Source organism: Williamsia sp. D3 (assembly GCF_000506245.1).
Lineage (GTDB): Bacteria > Actinomycetota > Actinomycetes > Mycobacteriales > Mycobacteriaceae > Williamsia > Williamsia muralis.
The window spans coordinates 127,007-147,071 of sequence record NZ_AYTE01000026.1 but is presented as its reverse complement, the minus strand read 5'-3'; the positions used below and the strand labels follow the sequence as shown (position 1 = coordinate 147,071).

The 20,065-nt window shown below is 65.1% G+C and carries 15 protein-coding genes and 2 pseudogenes; 12 read left to right on the top strand and 5 right to left on the bottom strand.

The window, feature by feature from the left end; translation table 11 throughout:
• Positions 1-11: 11 nt before the first annotated feature.
• Positions 12-1,166, bottom strand: coding sequence for a lycopene cyclase family protein (locus tag W823_RS45745; protein ID WP_023959341.1), 1,155 nt, complete (start codon positions 1,164-1,166; stop codon positions 12-14).
• Positions 1,167-1,203: 37 nt separating this feature from the next.
• Between W823_RS45745 and W823_RS45740 the strand changes: the two are divergent.
• Positions 1,204-2,834: pseudogene (locus W823_RS45740) on the top strand (ABC-F family ATP-binding cassette domain-containing protein).
• Positions 2,835-2,915: 81 nt separating this feature from the next.
• Here the strand turns inward: W823_RS45740 and W823_RS45735 are convergent.
• The 3 genes and pseudogenes from W823_RS45735 to acnA all read right to left on the bottom strand — a co-directional run bounded on the left by W823_RS45735 (position 2,916) and on the right by acnA (position 8,056).
• Positions 2,916-4,444 (bottom strand): annotated as a pseudogene (locus W823_RS45735) (AMP-binding protein).
• A gap of 200 nt (positions 4,445-4,644) precedes the next feature.
• Positions 4,645-5,211, bottom strand: coding sequence for a TetR/AcrR family transcriptional regulator (locus tag W823_RS45730; protein WP_023959339.1), 567 nt, complete (start codon positions 5,209-5,211; stop codon positions 4,645-4,647).
• Positions 5,212-5,227: 16 nt separating this feature from the next.
• Positions 5,228-8,056, bottom strand: a complete 2,829-nt coding sequence (gene acnA / locus W823_RS45725) for an aconitate hydratase AcnA (RefSeq protein WP_023959337.1) — start codon at positions 8,054-8,056, stop codon at positions 5,228-5,230.
• Positions 8,057-8,347: 291 nt separating this feature from the next.
• On the opposite strand from acnA, the gene W823_RS45720 reads away from it, so the two are divergent.
• The 8 genes from W823_RS45720 (at position 8,348) to W823_RS45685 (ending at position 16,576) form a co-directional block, all read left to right on the top strand.
• Positions 8,348-8,920: a DUF6676 family protein gene (locus W823_RS45720; protein ID WP_023959335.1), complete on the top strand. Its 573-nt coding sequence runs from the start codon at positions 8,348-8,350 to the stop codon at positions 8,918-8,920.
• A gap of 341 nt (positions 8,921-9,261) precedes the next feature.
• Entirely contained in the window at positions 9,262-10,674 is a 1,413-nt protein-coding gene (locus tag W823_RS45715; RefSeq protein WP_023959333.1) for an NlpC/P60 family protein, read from the top strand.
• A gap of 42 nt (positions 10,675-10,716) precedes the next feature.
• Positions 10,717-11,976, top strand: a complete 1,260-nt coding sequence (locus tag W823_RS45710; protein WP_369792629.1) for an AAA family ATPase — start codon at positions 10,717-10,719, stop codon at positions 11,974-11,976.
• Positions 11,966-12,907 carry a DUF58 domain-containing protein gene (locus tag W823_RS45705; RefSeq protein WP_023959329.1) on the top strand — a complete coding sequence of 314 codons (942 nt, stop codon included), beginning with the start codon at positions 11,966-11,968 and terminating at the stop codon, positions 12,905-12,907. Before W823_RS45710 ends, W823_RS45705 begins: the two co-directional genes overlap by 11 nt.
• The gene (locus tag W823_RS45700) at positions 12,904-13,884 is read left to right on the top strand and encodes a VWA domain-containing protein (RefSeq protein WP_023959327.1); all 981 of its coding nucleotides are present in this window, start codon (positions 12,904-12,906) and stop codon (positions 13,882-13,884) included. The genes W823_RS45705 and W823_RS45700 overlap by 4 nt, the downstream gene beginning before the upstream one ends.
• A 48-nt stretch (positions 13,885-13,932) precedes the next feature.
• Positions 13,933-14,658, top strand: coding sequence for a 3-oxoacyl-ACP reductase FabG1 (gene fabG1 / locus W823_RS45695; RefSeq protein ID WP_023959325.1), 726 nt, complete (start codon positions 13,933-13,935; stop codon positions 14,656-14,658).
• 44 nt (positions 14,659-14,702) lie between these two features.
• Entirely contained in the window at positions 14,703-15,527 is an 825-nt protein-coding gene (gene inhA / locus W823_RS45690; protein ID WP_023959324.1) for an NADH-dependent enoyl-ACP reductase InhA, read from the top strand.
• Between the two features lie 8 nt (positions 15,528-15,535).
• A complete protein-coding gene (locus W823_RS45685; protein WP_023959321.1) occupies positions 15,536-16,576 on the top strand; it encodes a ferrochelatase in 1,041 nt (346 codons plus the stop codon).
• Positions 16,577-16,578: 2 nt separating this feature from the next.
• Here W823_RS45685 and W823_RS45680 read toward each other — a convergent pair whose 3' ends face one another.
• Positions 16,579-17,406 carry a hypothetical protein gene (locus W823_RS45680; protein WP_023959319.1) on the bottom strand — a complete coding sequence of 276 codons (828 nt, stop codon included), beginning with the start codon at positions 17,404-17,406 and terminating at the stop codon, positions 16,579-16,581.
• A 118-nt stretch (positions 17,407-17,524) separates the two neighbouring features.
• Between W823_RS45680 and W823_RS45675 the strand changes: the two genes are divergently transcribed.
• Genes W823_RS45675 through W823_RS45665 form a run of 3 tightly spaced genes read left to right on the top strand, consistent with a single transcriptional unit; the run spans position 17,525 to position 20,058 of the window.
• The gene (locus W823_RS45675; protein ID WP_031332540.1) at positions 17,525-18,382 is read left to right on the top strand and encodes a DUF3097 domain-containing protein; all 858 of its coding nucleotides are present in this window, start codon (positions 17,525-17,527) and stop codon (positions 18,380-18,382) included.
• 39 nt (positions 18,383-18,421) lie between these two features.
• Positions 18,422-18,850: an NfeD family protein gene (locus W823_RS45670; protein WP_023959315.1), complete on the top strand. Its 429-nt coding sequence runs from the start codon at positions 18,422-18,424 to the stop codon at positions 18,848-18,850.
• Positions 18,847-20,058 (top strand): SPFH domain-containing protein, encoded by a 1,212-nt coding sequence (locus tag W823_RS45665; RefSeq protein WP_023959313.1) that lies wholly within the window; start codon positions 18,847-18,849, stop codon positions 20,056-20,058. Before W823_RS45670 ends, W823_RS45665 begins: the two co-directional genes overlap by 4 nt.
• The last annotated feature ends 7 nt before the right edge of the window (positions 20,059-20,065 follow it).

The following is a 20,065-nucleotide window of genomic DNA, read 5'->3' as shown; positions in this document are numbered from 1 at the left end:
CGTGAAAGCTGTCAGGTCCGCGAAATCACAGCACCCCGCATGATGCGCAGGGCGAGGGTGCGGTCGGTGAGCCCGATCATGCGACTCATCGACAAGGCCACCCCGGCGAGGTCGTCGCGCGAACTGAGATATGTCCGCTGGCGTTCGAGCGACATCTCGAAGAACCCGTCGAAGAACCTGACCACTTCGGTGGGAGCCAATCCGAGGAGTGAGGACAGTCCGCGACGTCGCAACCGATGGACGGCGCGGGCCTGAGCGGTCCACAGTGCGGCCTTCGGATCACGTTCGTTTGCCATGGCGTCGACCACTGCGTCGGCCGCCGACAACGATGCCGCCACGCTGTATCCGGTCGCCGGATGGATCATTCCGCCCGCCGCGCCGAACAGGAGCGGATCGGACCGCCATGGCGGCATTGAGTCGTGGCCGCACAACGCGAAGTACACCCGCTCGGTCGGCGCGGTGTCGACGGCCGGCCCGGTGATCCCCACGTGTTCGAGGCGGCACCGTAGCCGATCCTGGAGTTCTGCCAGTGGCACCGGCGGGGCGCCGGCGAGACAGGTCTCCTCCAGCAGCACCCGACCATCGGCCACGGGGATCGCGTAGAGAAACGAGGGGGCTCGACCGGGCTCGACCGCTCGCCAGTCCATCAGCACAGCGTTGTCCGAGCCGAGATAGGACGCTGCGATCTCGCCGTCGACAAAGATCCCGAACGCCGACTGCGCCGGCGCGTGTGGAGCCCGCAAACCGCGCGCATCGATGACTGTGCGTGCCGTCACTTTTCGGCCATCTTGCAGGCTGACGTTGTCGGAGCCCACGGATGTGGCGGTGTCTGCGAAGGTCGTCACAGCCGAGATGTCGAGGCTCTGCTGCAGCGCACGGGTGTCCAGAGTGACGTACGCGCGCTCGATCAAGTGGCGGCCCGGGGTGAACACGGCGACCGTGTCCGACTGTGCAGCAATGACTTTCGTGCCGACCCAGCTGGGGAGTTCGTCGGACCACGCCCCGTAGGTGACGTGCCAGGCCCGGTCCGGTGCCGGATCGACCAATGCGGTGTCGAGGCCCGCGGCCGCCGATCGTGCGGCGACCGCCCGACCGGCCGGACCCGCACCGACGACTGCCACGTCATATGTACGACCTTCGTGGTGGTCGTCGCCCGCCTCGCTCATAAGGGCACGGTATCGTTTTGGCGTACACTGGCGCGTCGTGATCACGGCAACCGACCTCGAGGTACGCGCGGGCGTACGCACCCTACTGAGCGCCCCTGGTCCGGCGCTACGGGTGCAACCCGGTGACCGCATCGGATTGGTCGGTCGAAACGGCGCCGGCAAGACCACGACGATGCGAATACTGGCCGGCGAAGGCGAACCCTACGCCGGTTCGGTGACCAACAGCGGCGAGATCGGATATCTCCCTCAGGATCCCCGCGAAGGTGACCTGGAGGTCATCGCCAAGGACCGTGTGCTCTCCGCGCGAGGTCTGGACACGCTGTTGCGCGACCTGGAGAAACAGCAGGCACTGATGGCCGAGGCCGTCGACGACAAGGTGCTCGACAAAGCTGTGAATCGGTACGGACAGCTCGAAGACCGTTTCTCGGCGCTCGGCGGGTACGTCGCAGAATCCGAGGCGGCCCGCATCTGCAACAGCCTCGGCCTTCCCGACCGGGTGCTGGCGCAGCCCCTGAAAACGTTGTCCGGTGGTCAACGGCGAAGGATCGAGTTGGCTCGCATCCTGTTTGCCGCCTCGGACGGCAGCGGCGGCAAATCGGGCACCACCCTGTTGCTCGACGAACCGACCAACCACCTCGACGCCGACTCGATCGGCTGGCTGCGCGGTTTCCTGCAGAACCACGACGGTGGACTCATCGTGATCAGTCACGATGTGGAATTGCTTGCCGACGTGGTGAACCGGGTGTGGTTCCTCGACGCGGTACGCGGCGAGCCCGACATCTACAACATGGGATGGAAGAAGTACCTCGACGCGCGGGCGACCGACGAACAGCGCCGCAAGCGTGAACGTGCAAACGCCGAGAAGAAGGCGGGCGCGCTGCGGGTGCAGGCGGCCAAGATGGGCGCCAAGGCAACCAAAGCCGTTGCGGCCCAGAACATGCTCAAGCGCGCCGAACGCATGCTGGACAACCTGGATGAGGAGCGGGTCGCCGACCGGACCGCGAAGATCCGGTTCCCCGAGCCGGCACCCTGCGGCAAGACGCCGCTGATGGCGTCGGGCCTGACGAAGATGTACGGATCGCTGGAGATCTTCGCCGGTGTGGACCTCGCGATCGACCGCGGAAGCCGGGTGGTGGTGCTCGGGCTCAACGGCGCAGGCAAGACCACGTTGCTGCGTTTGCTGGCGGGCACCGAGAAGGCCGAGCACGGCACACTCGAACCCGGCCACGGACTCAAGATCGGCTATTTCGCGCAGGAGCACGACACCCTCGACGACAACGCGAGCGTGTGGGACAACATCCGTCATGCGGCGCCCGACGCGGGCGAGCAAGATCTACGAGGCCTGCTCGGCGCGTTCATGTTCACCGGGCCCCAGCTCGATCAGCCCGCGGGGACACTCTCCGGCGGTGAGAAGACCAGGTTGGCACTCGCCGGGCTCGTCTCGTCGGCGGCGAATGTCCTGCTGCTCGACGAACCGACGAACAACCTCGACCCGATCTCGCGGGAACAGGTGCTCGACGCGCTGCGGAGCTACAAGGGCGCGGTGGTGCTGGTCACCCACGACCCGGGTGCAGCGGCAGCGCTCGACCCGCAACGGGTGATCCTGCTGCCCGACGTACCGAGGACCATTGGTCCGCCGAGTACCAGGAGCTCATCGAACTCGCCTGACCCAAACCCCGAAAGTGGTGGGTTCGGGCGCGCATGTGCGCAGGTCGCGCCCGCACAAACCCACCACTTCCCGGTCCTTGGTCAGACGTAGTTCTTCTGCAGTTCTCGCTTCACCAGTTTTCCGGTGGGCGTGCGGGGGAGTTCGTCGACAAAGTCGACCGACTTGGGTGCCTTGTAGTGCGCAAGGCGCTCCCGCACGAAGTCGATCATCTCCTGAGCCAGCTCAGAGGACGGGTTCACGCCCGGCTCGAGCTGGACGCATGCCTTGGCGACCTCACCCAGATCTGGGTCGGGCACCCCGATCACGCCGACGTCGAAGACGTCAGGGTGCCCGATGAGGACGTTCTCGGCTTCCTGCGGGTAGATGTTCACTCCGCCGGAGATGATCATGAACGATTTACGGTCGGTGAGGTACAGGAAACCCTCCGCGTCGACGTAACCGACATCGCCGCTTGTCGTCCAGGCCGGGTGGTCGGGGTGCTGCGCAGACTTCGTCTTCTCCGGATCGTTGTGATACTCGAACGGCAGTTCGTCGCGTTCCCAGAAGACCGTGCCGATCTCGCCGGTGGGCAGTTCGTTGCCGTCGTCGTCGCAGATGCGCACCACACCCAGCAGGGGTTTGCCCACCGAACCGGGGTGGGTGAGGGCTTCCTCGCTGTTGATGAACGTGGCGCCGGCGCCTCGGTGGAGGCGTAGTACTCGTGGATCACCGGGCCCCACCACTTGATCATGGCCTGCTTGACCTCGGGAGGACACGGCGCGGCCGCGTGGATTGCGATCTTCATGCTGCTGACGTCGTATTTGGCGCGGACATCCTCGGGCAGTTTGAGCATGCGGATGAACATCGTGGGCACCCACTGGCTGTGGGTGACCCGGTACTCGTCGATCAGGCCGAGCGCACCTTCGGCGTCGAACTTGTCCATCAGCACGATTGTGCCCCCGACGGAGTTGACCATGCCGCAATAACGCAGCGGCGCAGCGTGATACAGCGGAGCGGGGCACAGGTACACACATTCCTGGTCGAACCCGTACAGCAGGGAGAACACCGCCGTGTACGGGTCGGGGATCTCGTTCACCTGCCCGTCCTGCAGCGGTACCTTGATGCCCTTGGGCCTGCCGGTGGTACCGGACGAATACAGCATGTCCTGGCCGCGGGGCTGGTCGGTCAGGGGCTCGTCGGAGGCGTTGGCGAGGATCTCGTCGAACGACTCGAAGCCCGGTATGTCGCCACCCCAGGCGATTCGGTGCGTCACTCCTGGCACCTGATCCGCGGCGCTGACCGCATCGGCCACCTCGGAGGAGGCGAACAGGGCGACCGCGCTGCAGTCGCCGAGGATGTAGTTGACCTCGTCGGGTGTGAGGTGATTGTTGATCGCGGTGACGTACATCCCCGAACGCACTGCCGCCCAATAGATCACGAGCACTCGGATGTCGTTGTTGGAGACGATGGAAACGTTGTCGCCGCGGCCGAGGCCGAGGTCGTCACGCAGGTAGTGGGCGACTTGGGTCGATAGCCTGTCGAGCTCGGCGTAGGTGATCGACTCACCGGTCGCCGGTCGCACGACGGCGACCTTGTCAGGGGTGGTGGCGACAAAATTGCCCGGGAACATCAACGACCTCCGGCTCAGCGAATCCACGAGCGGCCCGAACGGCCGCGATATGTTAACCAGAACTATCACATTCCTCGCGGTTGCCGAGGAGTTATCCGGAGGAGTCATGAGCCGGCGTAACAGATGTCGTGGACGCGGCACGCAAAAGCCCCCGTCCACCGCGCCAGGGGCACGATGGACGGGGGCCAGGGTCGGCGCCGTCAGCGGGTACGGCGGACCGATTCCTCCACGAGATCCAGAACCGCGTGCAGATCGTCGGTCGCGGCACCCGATGCCAGCCGGGTGGTGAGCCCGTCGAGGATGAGGTCGAGATAGGCCACCAGAACGCGTGTGGGCAGATCGTCGCGCAACCGTCCGGCCGTCCGCTGCCGCTCGAGGCGAGCCAGTGTGGCCGACTCGAGCTCGGCGGAACGTTCCTTCCAACCAGAACGAAATGCCGCGTCGGTGCGCAACTTACGGGCGATCTCCAGACGTGTTCCCAGCCAATCGAACTCCTCGGGATGGTTGAGCATGTCGCGCATCACCTGGACAAGACCTTCGTTCGCGGCCACGTCGGCCATTCGCTCGGCGTCCTCGTGCGCCAGCGCGAGGAACAGCGCCTCCTTGTCACGGAAGTGATGGAAAATCGCTCCCCGGGACAAGGAGGTTGCCTCCTCGAGCCGACGCACGGTGGCGCCGTCGTAACCGAACTCGGCAAAACAACGGCGCGCACCGTCGAGGATCTGACGTCGCCGGGCTTCCAGGTGGTCTTGGCTTACCTTGGGCACCCGCGGAGTCCTCTGGTCAGCTCTTGAGCATGCTGCGCAGGACGTACTGCAGGATGCCGCCGTTACGGTAGTACTCCGCCTCACCCGGCGTGTCGATGCGAACCTTGGCATCGAACTCGATGGTGCTGCCGTCGTCCTTGGTGGCCGTCACCTTCACCGTCTGCGGAACGCTGCCGTTGTTGAGCTCTTCGATGCCGCTGATGTCGTACACCTCGGTGCCGTCGAGGCCGAGCGAGCCGTGTGACTCGCCCTCGGGGAACTGCAGCGGGATGACGCCCATACCAATGAGATTCGACCGGTGGATACGTTCGAAGCTCTCGGTGATGACTGCGCGCACACCGAGCAGCGAGGTGCCCTTTGCCGCCCAGTCACGAGACGATCCGGTGCCGTATTCCTTGCCACCGAGCACCACCAGAGGGGTTTTCTGTGCCGCGTAGTTCTGCGCAGCGTCGTAGATGAACGACTGCGGCGCACCGTCCTGGGTGAAGTCCCGGGTGTAGCCGCCGGAGACACCGTCGAGCAGCTGATTCTGCAACCGGATGTTGCCGAACGTCGACCGGATCATCACCTCGTGGTTGCCGCGTCGGGCACCAAGCGAGTTGTAGTCCTTGCGCTCAACACCTTTGGAGTCCAGGTACTGGGCGGCAGGAGTGCCCGGCTTGATGGTGGATGCAGGCGAGATGTGGTCGGTGGTGACCGAATCGCCCAGCTTCGCCAATACACGTGCACCCTTGATGTCGGTGACGGGCTCGGGATCTCGCTGCATGCCCTCGAAGTACGGAGGCTTACGCACGTAGGTGGAGTCCTCGTCCCACTCGAACGTCTTGCCGTCCGGGGTGGGCAGGTTCTGCCAGCGCTCGTCGCCCTTGAAGACATCTGCGTAGTCCGACGCGTACTGCTCGGGCGAGATCGAGTCCGTGATGGTCTGCTCGATCTCCTCACCCGAGGGCCAGATGTCCCTGAGGTAGACGGGGTTTCCGTCGGTGTCGTTGCCGAGGGAATCGGACTCGAAGTCGAAGTCCATCGTGCCTGCAAGCGCGTAGGCGATGACCAACGGCGGCGAGGCCAGGTAGTTCATCTTCACATCGGGGTTGATGCGACCCTCGAAGTTGCGGTTACCCGACAACACCGCGGTGGCGGTCAGGTCGTTCTCGTTGATGGCCTTGGAGATCGCCTCGGGCAGCGGGCCGGAGTTACCGATACACGTGGTGCAGCCGTAGCCGACCAGGAAGAAGCCGAGTTTCTCCAGGTATGGCCACAGGCCGGCCTTCTCGTAGTACCCGGTGACGACCTGCGAACCCGGGGCCATCGACGTCTTCACCCACGGCTTGGACGTCAGACCCTTTTCCACGGCGTTGCGGGCCAGGAGGCCGGCACCGAGCATCACCGAGGGGTTCGAGGTGTTCGTGCAGCTGGTGATCGAGGCGATCGACACGATGCCGTGGTCGAGGACCATCTTGCCGTTCTCGGTTTCCACCTCGACAGGCTTGGTCGGCCGTCCCTCTGCCCCCTTGGCCGCAGAGAGGATCTCCTGTTGGCTGCGCGGCAGATCGGCGCCATCGTCGGCGAACTGCAGAGTGGCCGGGTCAGAAGCCGGGAAGCTCTCTTCCACCGTCTCGTCGAGCTGGGTGTGATGCGCCGAATCACCGTTCTCGACGTAGTTGTAGATGTCCTTGCGGAATGCGGTCTTGGCATCCCACAGACCGATCCGGTCCTGCGGACGCTTCGGTCCCGCAATCGAGGGGACCACCTCGTTGAGGTCGAGTTCGAGGTATTCGGAGAAGACCGGTTCGGTATCCGCGTCGAGCCACATGCCCTGTTCTTTGGCGTAGGCCTCGACGAGCGCGAGCTGCTCCTCGCTGCGGCCGGTGAGCCGCAGGTACTTCATGGTCTCTTCATCGATCGGGAACATCGCGCACGTGGAGCCGAACTCTGGGCTCATGTTGCCGATGGTGGCGCGGTTGGCCAGCGGAACCGCCGAGACACCCTTGCCGTAGAACTCGACGAACTTGCCGACCACGCCGTGCTTGCGCAGCATCTCGGTGATGGTGAGCACCACGTCGGTGGCGGTCACGCCCGGCTTCGTCTCGCCGGTCAGCTTGAAGCCGACCACGCGGGGGATGAGCATCGAGATGGGCTGGCCGAGCATGGCTGCCTCTGCCTCGATGCCACCGACGCCCCAGCCGAGAACGCCGAGGCCGTTCTCCATGGTGGTGTGCGAGTCGGTGCCGACACAGGTGTCGGGGTAGGCCTGCTGTACGCCGTCGGCGTTCGGCCGGACCATGATCGAGCGTGCGAGGTGCTCGATGTTGACCTGGTGCACGATGCCGGTGCCGGGCGGGACGACCTTGAAGTCGTCGAAGGCACCCTGGCCCCAGCGCAGGAACTGGTAGCGCTCGCCGTTGCGCTGGTATTCGATGTCCACGTTGCGCTCGAAGGCCTGGGCGTTGCCGAAGGCCTCGATGATCACCGAGTGGTCGATCACCATCTCCGCAGGAGCGAGCGGGTTCACCTTGTTCGGGTCGCCGCCGAGCTCCTTGACCGCCTCACGCATGGTGGCGAGGTCGACGATGCACGGCACGCCGGTGAAGTCCTGCATGATCACGCGCGCAGGCGTGAACTGGATCTCGATGCTGGGGTCGGCGGTGGCGTCCCAGTTCGCGATCGCGGTGATGTGGTCTTTGGTGATGTTCGCGCCGTCTTCGGTGCGAAGCAGGTTCTCGGCGAGAACTTTGAGGGAGTAGGGGAGTTTGTCGGTTCCCTCGACAGCGTTCAGACGGAAGATCTCGTACGAGTTCTCACCGACCGTCAGCGTGCCGCGGGCGCCAAAGGAATCGATACTCATCGCTTTACGTCAGCTCCACTCTTCGTGTTGTCGGCCGGCGGGGGCTGTGCCGGTCCGGGTAGTTGTCGGCAACTTCACCGATCTGGACGCAAGCAGTGGGCTGCACCGCATGCGCTCTACCGACGATTCTAGCAGTACGAGCGTACTGGTAAAGCCGGCGGGTCGGTTCCGGGCATGTCCGGTGTGTCGGACAGGCGCGGTGATGCTGGGACTCCCCAATTGTGTCGTAATGTGCAGCCGTAGGTTGGCTTCTGCCAGCAATGCCCCCCGATCCACAGATTCGGAGAACACGTGGCACCCACGCCGAGCTTGACCATCATCCCGCCGGACGTGAACCTGCCCGAGCTGCAGGCCGGACTGGCCGATGACGGAGTCGTGGCGCCACCGGAGATGACCCCGCGAATCCTGCAGGTTGTCGCCGAGGCCAAGGACAAGGGTTACGACGTGCATTTCGCGGTGACGGACAAGGTGTATCCCCGGATCACCTACTACCGCGACATCGCCACCGAATTGCAGCAGGACACAGGCGGCACCGTCATCGTTCTCGGCGGCAATTACGTCGGTTCGGCAAGTGACGAGTTCAGCCGAGTGCAATTGGAACAGGCCACAGACAATCTGACGATTTCCAATCCGCCCGTCGCAGCCGAGCAGATGTTGGACCGGATGACCGAGCAGACCCAGGTTCCCTGGACCGTTGTCACGCTCGTGCTGATCGCCGTGGTCGCCGTGGGTGCGGTGGTGGCCCGCAAGCTGCAGTTGCGCAAGGGAACTCCCACCGAGACCGATCCGGCGTCGGTGCACACCGCCCCCGAATCGCGGGCCACGCCGCGCGCCGGCGGCGGCTCTTCTGCCACCGCCGTCTGAATTGACGCCGGAACTACACAATTGTAGTTCTGCGATATCCAATTCGTGACCTTCGGCATTGTCCGAGTTCACGGCGTTTCCGCAGGTAATGACGCTAATGTAATTTGTGACTGCTGTTTCCTTCGGGGTTCTTGTGGCGTACGGTTCCGTATGTCATCGGTGGTGCTAATGGGGAAGTTGATCACCATCGTGGCGATGGCCAGGTATGCCGCTGATTCGGCGGCGACCGGCGCAATGTCAGATCTGCGAGGGAGTTCTTTGTGAGGCGACGCACTGCATTCGGCATACGCCGTCGACCTTTTTCCGTGTCCACCCGACAGCATGGTGGTGCCCGAACATCGGTGGCAGTCGCGTTTGTCGCGGCGGTCGCGGTGGGTTTCGGGCAGTTGTCCGCAGGGACAGCGGTCGCCGAACCACCCAGCAGTGCTGACAAGATCGCCACACTGATCAATCAGATCGCCGATACAAATCAGAACCTGGTCAACCTGGACGGCGACGTCGCGGTGAAACGCGAAGCGGTCAACCGCGCTCTCGTCGACCTCCAGAACGCCAGGGAAGCGCAGCGACTGGCGGCCATCGCCGTGCGTGGTGCCCAAGAGGCGCTACAGGGCGCTGCCGGCGCAATTGCGCTCGCGGAGACCGACTTCGATGGGTTCATCCGGAGTCTGTACACCCAGGGCAACAGCCAGGGATCGATGGCGGCCTATCTTTCGGGTGATCCCGGTGCGGTCCTCGATCGGGCCTCGGTCATCGATCAGCTGAGCAAAGATCAGCAGGAGACGATCACCCGGCTGCAGCAGGCCCGCAACGAAGAGGCCAACCGCGCGGCCACCGCGCAGGCCACCGAACAGCAGGCCTCGTTCGCCGCCACCACCGCCGAGAACCGCCAGGCCGACGCGCAGAGCGCGATCACCGAGGCGATCGAGGCAGTCAAAGCCGAGAACGCCCGACGCCAGAAGCTGCAAGCCGATCGTGACGAGGCGCAGCGGCAGCTCGAGGCGCTCCGAGGACAGCCGACGCCTGTCACCTCACCGGGTGCGCCGGGATCGATCCTGCCCGATCAACAGGCCGCGATCGAGGACCAGGCGCACCAGGCCGCGTTGCGTGCTGCGGCCGATGCGGCAGGCAAGCTGGCGCTGAACACCAGCCAGCAGATGCTCGCTGCGCTGGTCGGATCGCTGACCCCGCCGCACACCGACATCGATGAGCCGACGACCCCGACCACTCCGGTCGACCCGACCGATCCGACCACACCGGTCGACCCGACCACCCCGACCGAGCCCACCACGCCGACGACCCCGTCACCGGGGACGGTCGACCCGGGAGCCGAAGGCCCCGCTGCGGTGGAGATCGTGGTCAACCGCGCGATGTCGCAGCTGGGTGTGAGTTATTCGTGGGGTGGTGGTGACGCGAACGGTCCCACCCTCGGTATCCGCGACGGTGGCGTGGCCGACTCGTACGGCGACTACAACAAGGTGGGCTTCGACTGCTCCGGGCTGATGATCTACGCGTTCGCCGGCATCGGGATCTCGCTACCGCACTACACGGGTTACCAGTACACGTCGGGTCCGCAGTTCCCGCTCTCGGAGATGCAGCGCGGCGACATGATCTTCTACGGGCCCAACGCGAGCCAGCACGTCGCCCTCTACCTCGGGGACAACACGATGATCGAGGCCCCGCAGTCGGGTGACGTCGTGAAGATCTCGCCGTTGCGGACCAGCGGAGCGATGCCCTACGTGGTGCGGCTCGCCTGATCTGATCGATCCAGCCCGGGGCCCTATGTCGACCCGCCGCAGATGCCGGACGTGGCTGGCTCCACCGGCGGCCCAGTACCCTCGGTGCAGTCAGTACAACGATCGAACAGACCCCGGAGGGTATCGGTGACCTCAGCGCAGGACGACAGCAAGACCTCGGCAGAGGAATTCAAGCTCACGCAGTCCGACGTCGCCTTGCTCGAGAAGGCGATGTTCGAGGTCAAGAGGGTCATCGTCGGGCAGGACCGACTGGTCGAACGCATCCTGGTCGGTCTCCTGGCCCGCGGTCACATCTTGCTCGAAGGTGTGCCGGGCGTGGCAAAGACCCTTGCGGTCGAGACGTATGCGACCGTCATCGGTGGCAGCTTCTCGCGAGTGCAGTTCACCCCCGACCTGGTGCCCACCGACCTCATCGGTACGCGTATCTATCGGCAGGGTCGTGAGGAGTTCGACACCGAACTCGGACCCGTGGTGGCCAACTTCCTTCTCGCCGACGAGATCAACCGTGCACCCGCGAAGGTGCAGTCGGCGCTCTTGGAGGTGATGGCCGAGCGGCATGTCTCCATCGGCGGCACCACCTATCCGATGCCCGACCCGTTCTTGGTCATGGCGACGCAGAACCCCATCGAGAACGAGGGCGTGTACCCGCTGCCCGAGGCGCAGCGTGACCGGTTCCTGTTCAAGATCCTGGTCGACTACCCGGCGGTGGAGGAAGAACGCGAGATCGTCTACCGGATGGGTAACGTCCCGCCCAAGGCATCCCGCGTTCTCGACGCGGAGACGATGGTCCGCCTGCAGAACACCGCAGCGAATGTCTTCGTGCATCACGCCCTCGTCGACTATGTGGTCCGAGTGATCAACGCGACCCGGCGACCGGCCGAGCTCGGCATGCACGATGTCGCGGGATGGCTGGCATACGGCGCCTCCCCACGCGCCACGCTGGGCATCGTCGCGGCTTCGCGCGCGCTCGCGCTGGTTCGTGGCCGCGACTACGTGATTCCCCAGGACGTCGTCGAGCTCATTCCCGACGTGCTCCGCCACCGGTTGGTACTCAGTTACGACGCGCTGGCCGACGAGGTGGATGCCGATGCCGTCATCACCCGGGTGTTGCAGACGGTCGGTCTGCCCCAGGTCAGCGCACAGCCGCTGGCCACCCCGCCCACCGTGGGTGGACAGGCCCCGCCGCAGCAGTCGCCACAGCAAGGCCAGCCGGCGTATTCGCAGGGGCCCGGTCCTCTGACCAAACCTGCTGCCGCGCAAGCCAACCCGGCGCAGGGCAACCAGTCGCACTATGGCGGATAACAGCACGCTCCCGTCGTTCGGCGCCGGTACCCTCGAAGACCCCAAGCTGACCGCAGCACTCAAGACCCTGGAGATCGTGGTTCGCCGCAAGCTCGACGGGGTGCTGCAGGGTGAACACCTCGGGCTCATCCCGGGACCGGGAACCGAGCCGGGGGAGGCCCGCGAGTACCAGCCCGGCGATGACGTCCGCCGGATGGATTGGTCGGTGACGGCCCGCACGACCCATGCTCACGTCCGGCAGATGGTGGCCGATCGCGAACTCGAGACCTGGCTCGTCGTCGACATGTCGGCGAGTCTGGACTTCGGCACGGTCAACACCACCAAACGTGATCTGGCGGTGGCGGCGTGCGCGGCCATCGCCCACCTCACTCTGGGCGGAGGTAACCGGTTGGGTGCGGTGGTGTGCACCGGCGATCAGGTGGTGCGAATCCCTGCCCGCGGTGGCCGGGCACACGCTTTGAGCACCCTCAAGACCATTGCCACCACCACCCGTGCGAACGACGGTGTGCGCGGCGACCTGTTCGCCGGCATCGACGCCCTGCGCAGGCCCGAGCGACGCCGGGGTCTGGCCGTGGTGGTCAGCGACTTCCTCGGGCCGATCAACTGGGACCGCCCTTTGCGGGCCGTGTCCGGTCACCACGATGTCCTCGGTGTCGAGATCCTCGATCCGCGCGATATGGAATTGCCTGCGGTGGGTGAGGTGGTGCTGCGCGATGCCGAATCGGGGCAGATCCGCGAACTGACGATCACCGACAAGGTGCGGGCTGATTTCGCCAGAGCCGCCGAAGACCACCGGATGGCGGTGCAGCGCGCGTTGAGGCAGTGTGGTGCACCGACTTTGGCGCTTCGCACCGACCGCGACTGGATCGCCGATGTGGTGCGATTCATCGCGCAGCGGAGGCGGGGAATGAACGCGGGGGCCACCCGATGAGCTGGTTCGACTTCGCGTCCCCCTGGTGGTTGCTGATCATCCTCGTCGTGGCCGCCTTGGTGGCCGGGTACATCTACATGCAGCGGCGACGGCAGAACCGTGCCCTGAAGTTCGCCAATCTGGACCTGCTGAATACGGTTGCCCCACAGACCCGCAGCCGGACTCAGCACATTCCGATCGTGCTGATGGTGATCGCTCTGCTGGTGCTGACGGTGGCGATGGCCGGTCCTCAGGCCGACCGAAAAGTGCCGCGCAACAAGGCCACCGTGATGCTTGTCATCGACGTGTCCCGATCGATGGACGCGACCGACGTGGCCCCGTCACGGCTCAAGGCTGCTCAAGAGGCCGGTAAGAAGTTCGCGGACGAACTCACCGAGGGCATCAACCTGGGGTTGATCTCGTACGCCGGAACGGCGACCACTCTGGTGTCGCCGACACCCGACCGTGCCGCCACCAAGGACGCGATCGACAAATTGCGCCTCGACGACAAGACCGCGACCGGTGAGGGCATCCTCGCCGCGGTCACGCAGATCAAGACCCTCAATGCCGTGCTCGGTGGCGACAAGGGTGCTCCGCCCGCGCAGGTGGTGTTGCTCTCGGACGGCAAGGAAACGGTGCCCGACGACCCCGACGACCCCCGCGGAGCTTTTACCGCGGCCCGTAAGGCGAAAGAGGACCGGATTCCGGTCAACACCATTTCGTTCGGAACCCGCGGCGGCACAGTCGAACTGGAAGGTGACCGGATCCCGGTGCCTGTCGACGACGATTCGCTCCGCAAGATCGCGCAGTTGTCGGAGGGTAAGTTCTTCACCGCCTCGAGCCTCGATGAACTCAACCAGGTCTACGGCAATCTCCAGGATCAGATCGGTTACGAGACCCGGCGCGGCGACGCGTCCCGCCCGTGGCTGATCGCCGGCACGCTGCTGGTACTCCTCGCGGTCGGCAGCGCCGTGGCGATCAACCGGCGCCTGCCCTGATGGGACCACGTACACCTCCACCGACAACTAGGCGATAGGTTGACCGTCATGGCTGACAGCAACGAACAGGTGTCCCGGTCGGTTCTGGTGACCGGGGGCAACCGTGGAATCGGATTGGCGATCGCGCAACGGCTGGCCGCGGACGGGCACAAAGTGGCCGTCACACATCGTGGTTCGGGCGCGCCCGAGGGTTTGTTCGGCGTCGAATGCGACGTCACCGACACCGAATCGATCACCCGGGCCTTCGCGGCGATCGAAGAACACCAGGGCCCGGTGGAGGTGCTGGTCTCCAATGCCGGCGTCACCGACGACACCCTGCTGATGCGGATGACCGAGGAGCAGTTCGAGAGGGTCGTGGACGCCAACCTCACCGGTTCGTTCCGCGTCGCCAAGGCCGCCTGCCGGTCCATGCTGCGCAAGCGATTCGGCCGCTTCATCTTCCTGGGGTCCGCGGTGGCGATGATGGGGACCCCCGGCCAGATCAACTACGCATCCTCCAAGGCGGGACTGATCGGAATGGCTCGATCGCTCACTCGCGAACTCGGATCTCGATCGATCACCGCCAATGTCGTGGCGCCCGGACTGATCGACACCGACATGACCGCCGAACTGCCGGACGAATACAAGGAACAGGCCGTGAAGCTGATCCCCGCGGCGCGCGTCGGCAGGCCTGAAGAAGTGGCCGCCGTGGTGAGCTGGCTGGCGTCCGACGATTCGGCATACGTGTCCGGCGCCGTGATCCCTGTCGACGGCGGTCTGGGCATGGGCCACTGACCGTCTGACCTGTAACAGCCCACATCCAAAGCAAGGGAGCACCAGTGAGCGGACTTCTCGACGGCAAGACCATCCTGATCACCGGGATCATCACCGATTCCTCGATCGCGTTCCACGCGGCCGCAATGGCGCAGGAGCAGGGCGCGCGGGTCATCATCACCGGATTCGACCGCCTGCGACTGATCGACCGGATCGCTCAGCGACTCCCCAAGGAGGTCCCTCCCGCCGTCGAGCTCGACATCACCGACGAGGAGCACCTGGCCACGCTGGCCGACCGGCTCAAAGAGCTTGCGCCCGAGGGTATCGACGGTGTACTGCACTCGATCGCCTTCGCGCCCAGGACCCTGATGGGCCCAGATGCCAAGCCGTTCCTGGAAGGTCCCGGACCCGATGCGGCGCAATCCTTCCAGGTGTCGGCCTGGAGTTATGCCGCACTTGCGCGAGCAGTTTTGCCTGCGATGAACGAGGGTGGCTCGATCGTGGGGATGGACTTCGATCCGCGCACGGCGATGCCTTACTACAATTGGATGGGCGTGGCCAAGGCCGCCCTCGAATCGGTCAATCGGTATGTGGCGCGTGAGGTGGGCGAGGCCAAGCGGATCCGGTCCAACCTGGTGGCCGCAGGCCCCATCAAAACCCTTGCCGCCAAGGCGATCGCGGGTACCGCCACCGGCGACGCGAAGAAGCTCAACCAGCTCAACGAGTACTGGGATGGTGCGTCCCCGATCGGCTGGGACGTCGATGACGCAACCGTTGTGGCGAAGTCGATCTGCGCGCTGCTGTCGGACTGGCTGCCGGGCACGACCGGGTCGATCGTTTACGTCGACGGCGGGGCCAGCCACAACACCTGGCTCCCGGAAGGCATGTAGGTCCCCGGATGAGCGCTGAGTTCGATGCTGTTCTGGTGTTGTCCTTCGGCGGGCCCGACAAGCCCGCCGACGTACGGCCGTTCCTCGAGAACGTCACGCGCGGCAGGGGTGTGCCACCGGAACGGCTCGACGAGGTCGCCGAGCACTACTACCACTTCGGTGGTGTCTCGCCGATCAACGCGCTCAACCGCGACCTGATCGCCTCGTTGGAGGCCGAACTCGCACAGTCGGGCATCGATCTGCCCGTGTATTTCGGCAACCGCAACTGGCACCCGATGATCGAGGACACGCTCGCGCGCATCCACTCGGACGGGCACCGTCGGGTGCTGGTGTTCCCGACGTCGGCGTGGGGTGGATATTCGGGCTGCCGACAGTACGACGAGGACATCGCCCGTGCCCTGGACTCGTTGGGACCGGCTGCGGATTCGATGGTGTTGCGCAAATTGCCACACTTCTGGAATCACCCGGCGATGACAGCTGCTTGCGCCGACGCGATCCGCGTTGCTCTCGGACGTCTACCGGAAGACGAACGTGATGACGTACGGCTGATCTTCACCGCCCACTCGATCCCCGACTCAGCCGACAAGGCGGCCGGGCCGCCCGAGGACGGGGGAAGGCTCTACAGCAAGCAGGTTGCCCAGGCGTCCCGATTGGCCGCGGCCGCTGCGGGTTTCGACGTTTTCGACCAGGTCTGGCAGTCGCGCTCGGGACCACCGCAGATCCCGTGGCTGGATCCCGATATCTGCGACCATCTCGAAGACGTTGCCGCCCAGGGTGTTCCATCGGTGATCGTATGCCCGATCGGGTTTGTGTCAGATCATCTCGAAGTGCTCTGGGATCTGGACAACGAGGGCAAGGACAAAGCCGACGAACTCGGGCTGACATACGAGCGAGCCGCCACCGTCGGCACCGATTCGCGGTTCATCTCCATGATCGTCTCGCTGATCAGCGAGCAGCTTGCCGGCGAAGTGCCGTTCCGACCGGGGATGACCGAGAACGGGTCTCCCTGTGCGCAAGGATGTTGCGCGCCGGTGCAACGGCCGGCCTGACCTCAGACCCGGTTGTTCGACAACAACTCTGAGATCACTGCATTGGTCGCACTCATCCGGGCCACCCGGACGGTGCGGGCGAGATCACGGAGGGCTGAATCGCCGGTGTGCTGTTCGCCGACGCTGTAGCCGAAATCCGGGGCCGCCTGCTGCGCCACGGAGAGAATGGCCGCCACGTGTGCCGCCTGTTCAAGGATGCGTTCGGCGCGCGCGTTGACCCCTGGAGGCAACTGCTGAGCTGCCAACCGGGTCAGTTCTGCGACCTTCTTGCGGGGGTCGGTCAATGAATCCGTTGCTGTGGATCGCGGCATCCGCAAGCCGTCCAGAAGGTCGGCTGCAGAGCGGATACCCTCCCGTAGGTCGTATTCGACGGCGCCGAGGGAATGGATGACGGGGATCATCGCCGTCTCGACGGTGTGCACACCCCAGCCGATCGTGTACCGGTCGAGCCGGCGCGGGACGAGGGCGTACCTTCCGGGGACGACAAGGAGTTCACCCGACTCGAGTGCTGCGTTGGTGATCGGTCCGCGAGGCGGCAAGCCGAGCATGTCGCCGGGAGCCACGAGCAGTACCGCCAGTCCCTGCGCCGAGCTACCACCTCGAACGAGCCTCAGCAGGGCGTCGCTCTCCTCACCTCGGGGGCTGAGCGAAAGCGATTGCGCCGCAATGGCATCAGCAGCCAGTACACGATGTCGCGCGCTCCACCAGCCGAGGACATCGAGCACGTCGTCGGGGGAGCATCGGCCGGCCTGCCAGGCTGCACCCCACGCACCCAGAGCGCTGGCCACGCCCTGCGTGTCGGTCGGGTAGTCGAAATCCGCGTCAGTCATCGTGCTTCCTGGTTGCTGTTCTGCGAGCCACGCTCAGCTCGTTCACCCGGCCACTTTAGCGCCGAAAACGGGTACGCGGCGTGCCTGGCGGAATGCACCCGGAACGGGCCCTAACGTGATGGCGGTGAACAGCACTGGACCACATCACCGAGTCCCGGATCGTTACGGTCGCGATGTACTCTCCGAGCCCCGGCGGCCCACTCGCCCGGCGATTCCCGAGGTGACCGCCGAACGGGACCTGGTCGTCGAGGACGCCGCCAGCGGATTCTGCGGCGCGGTGGTCGGTTTCGAACGCAGTTACGACGGGGAGTTCGTGCGGTTGGAAGATCGGCGAGGATCCACCCGGATCTTTGCATTGCGCCCCGCGGCATTCCTCATCGATGGGTCACCGGTGACCCTGGTCAAACCCGTTCGAAAAGCGCCTGGGGCGCCGGCCCGCACGGCCTCGGGTTCCGTTGCCCCGGTCAGCAGGAGAGCCCGGGTGGCCCGCGCCAGCAGGTTGTTCGTCGAAGGTGTGCACGACGCTGCGTTGATGGAACGCATCTGGGGCGACGACCTGCGGGTGGAAGGTGTGGTGGTCGCCAGCCTCGACGGCCTCGACAATCTAGATGAAGCCCTCGCCGAGTTCGAGCCCGGGCCGACTCGGCGGGCGGGCGTCCTGGTCGACCACCTCGTCGCCGGGTCGAAGGAATCGCGGCTCACCGAACGTGTCGGTCCGCATGTGCTGGTCTGCGGGCATCCCTACATCGATGTGTGGGAGGCAGTGAAACCGGCAGCGGTCGGCATCAATGCGTGGCCGAAGATCCCGCGCGGGATCGACTGGAAGACAGGGGTGTGCAACGAACTGGGGTGGGGTTCGCCACGTGACGGCTGGCGGAAGGTGAACAGCTCGGTGTCGAGTTTTCGGGACGTCGAGGTGCCGCTCATCCGCGCGGTGGAAGAGCTGATCGATTTCGTCACCGCCATCGAATCCTAGAGCCGTACCGACCGGTCGTGAGCATGGCAGACTGAGGAAATGGGCGCACTCCTGTGGTTGGTCGCCGGATTGATCCTGATCGGCGCCGAGACCCTCAGCGGTGATCTGATCTTGCTCATGCTCGCCGGTGGTGCGCTCTCGGCGGCGGGTGTCAGCGCAGTGTTCGACCCCCCGCTATGGGTGGACGGGGTTGTGTTCGCAGTGGTGTCCTTGCTCCTGCTCTTCGCCGTACGCCCGGTCGCACGCAGGCACATGTTCACCCGCCCCCGCCTTGCCACCAACACCGAAGCACTCGTGGGTCGACAAGCCCTGGTGATCACACCGGTGGACGAACGTGGTGGACAGGTCAAGTTCGGCGGCGAGGTCTGGTCGGCCCGCGCAGCCACTCCAGGTGACCACTTCGCCGAGGGCGAATCGGTGACGGTACTCGAGATCGACGGTCCGACCGCCGTCGTGTGGAAAGGATGAACGCCGTGATCGTCGGACTCATCATCATCGCCGTCCTCGTGCTGGTGGTCGGGGTGATCCTCGTCAAGTCCATCGCGCTCATCCCTCAGGCCGAGGCGGCGGTGATCGAACGCCTTGGCCGCTACACCAAGACGGTGTCCGGACAGCTGACATTGCTGGTGCCGTTCGTCGACCGCATCCGTGCTCGGATCGATCTGCGAGAACGCGTGGTGTCGTTTGCCCCACAACCCGTCATCACCGAGGACAACCTGACCGTTCTGATCGACACCGTCGTGTATTTCCAGGTCACCGTGCCGCAGGCGGCGGTATACGAGATCAACGACTACATCGTCGGCGTCGAACAGTTGGCCACCACGACGCTGCGCAACGTCGTCGGTGGGATGACGCTCGAAGAGACCCTGACCTCACGTGACTCCATCAACGCTCAGCTGCGTGGGGTACTCGACGAGGCCACCAGTCGATGGGGCCTGCGCGTCGCCCGGGTCGAACTCAAGAGCATCCTCCCGCCGCCGTCCATCCAGGAGTCGATGGAAAAGCAGATGAAGGCAGATCGTGAGAAGCGGGCAACGATCCTGACCGCGGAAGGTCAGCGGGAATCGGCGATCAAGACCGCCGAGGGCAACAAACAGAGTCAGATCCTCTACGCCGAAGGCGCCAAGGCGGCGGCGATCCTGACCGCGGAGGGCGAACGGCAGTCACGGATCCTGCAGGCGCAAGGCGATCGCGCCGCCACGTACCTCCGTGCCGAAGGTGAAGCCAAGTCGATCCAGAAGGTCTTTGCCGCGATCAAAGCCGCAAAACCGACACCGGAACTGCTGGCCTACCAGTATCTCCAGCAACTACCGGAGATGGCCAAGGGCGAAGCCAGCAAGGTGTGGGTGGTCCCGAGTGACTTCGGCTCGGCGCTACAGGGATTCGCGAGATCATTCGGTGTCCAGTCCGATGACGGGGTGTTCCGGTACGAGCCGGCCGCCGACGACGGCAGCGCCCAGCCGGACGACACAGACATGTCCAGCTGGTTCGAAACCGCAGCCGATCCCAAGGTGGCCCAGGCCGTGGCCGAGGCTGAGGCAGTGGCCCGCAAGCCGGTCGATGACGATCCGCTGCTGGCCCGTCCGCGCACGGATCCGGGCATCGATCAGGCCGGGTCCTCGGACCAACCCGGCTGGCAGACGCCGGCAATCGACCCCGGCAGGGTTGAGCAATAGTTCAAGA

Excerpts from the sequence above, each read along its gene's own strand:
- W823_RS45685 (WP_023959321.1), top strand. The coding sequence starts at position 15,536 with ATGAGCGCTGAGTTCGATGCTGTTCTGGTGTTGTCCTTCGGCGGGCCC.
- W823_RS45745 (WP_023959341.1), bottom strand. The coding sequence starts at position 1,166 with ATGAGCGAGGCGGGCGACGACCACCACGAAGGTCGTACATATGACGTG.
- W823_RS45675 (WP_031332540.1), top strand. The coding sequence starts at position 17,525 with ATGGCGGTGAACAGCACTGGACCACATCACCGAGTCCCGGATCGTTAC.
- W823_RS45680 (WP_023959319.1), bottom strand. The coding sequence starts at position 17,406 with ATGACTGACGCGGATTTCGACTACCCGACCGACACGCAGGGCGTGGCC.
- W823_RS45670 (WP_023959315.1), top strand. The coding sequence starts at position 18,422 with ATGGGCGCACTCCTGTGGTTGGTCGCCGGATTGATCCTGATCGGCGCC.
- W823_RS45705 (WP_023959329.1), top strand. The coding sequence starts at position 11,966 with ATGGCGGATAACAGCACGCTCCCGTCGTTCGGCGCCGGTACCCTCGAA.
- W823_RS45700 (WP_023959327.1), top strand. The coding sequence starts at position 12,904 with ATGAGCTGGTTCGACTTCGCGTCCCCCTGGTGGTTGCTGATCATCCTC.
- fabG1 (WP_023959325.1), top strand. The coding sequence starts at position 13,933 with ATGGCTGACAGCAACGAACAGGTGTCCCGGTCGGTTCTGGTGACCGGG.
- acnA (WP_023959337.1), bottom strand. The coding sequence starts at position 8,056 with ATGAGTATCGATTCCTTTGGCGCCCGCGGCACGCTGACGGTCGGTGAG.
- W823_RS45665 (WP_023959313.1), top strand. The coding sequence starts at position 18,847 with ATGAACGCCGTGATCGTCGGACTCATCATCATCGCCGTCCTCGTGCTG.
- W823_RS45710 (WP_369792629.1), top strand. The coding sequence starts at position 10,717 with ATGCCGGACGTGGCTGGCTCCACCGGCGGCCCAGTACCCTCGGTGCAG.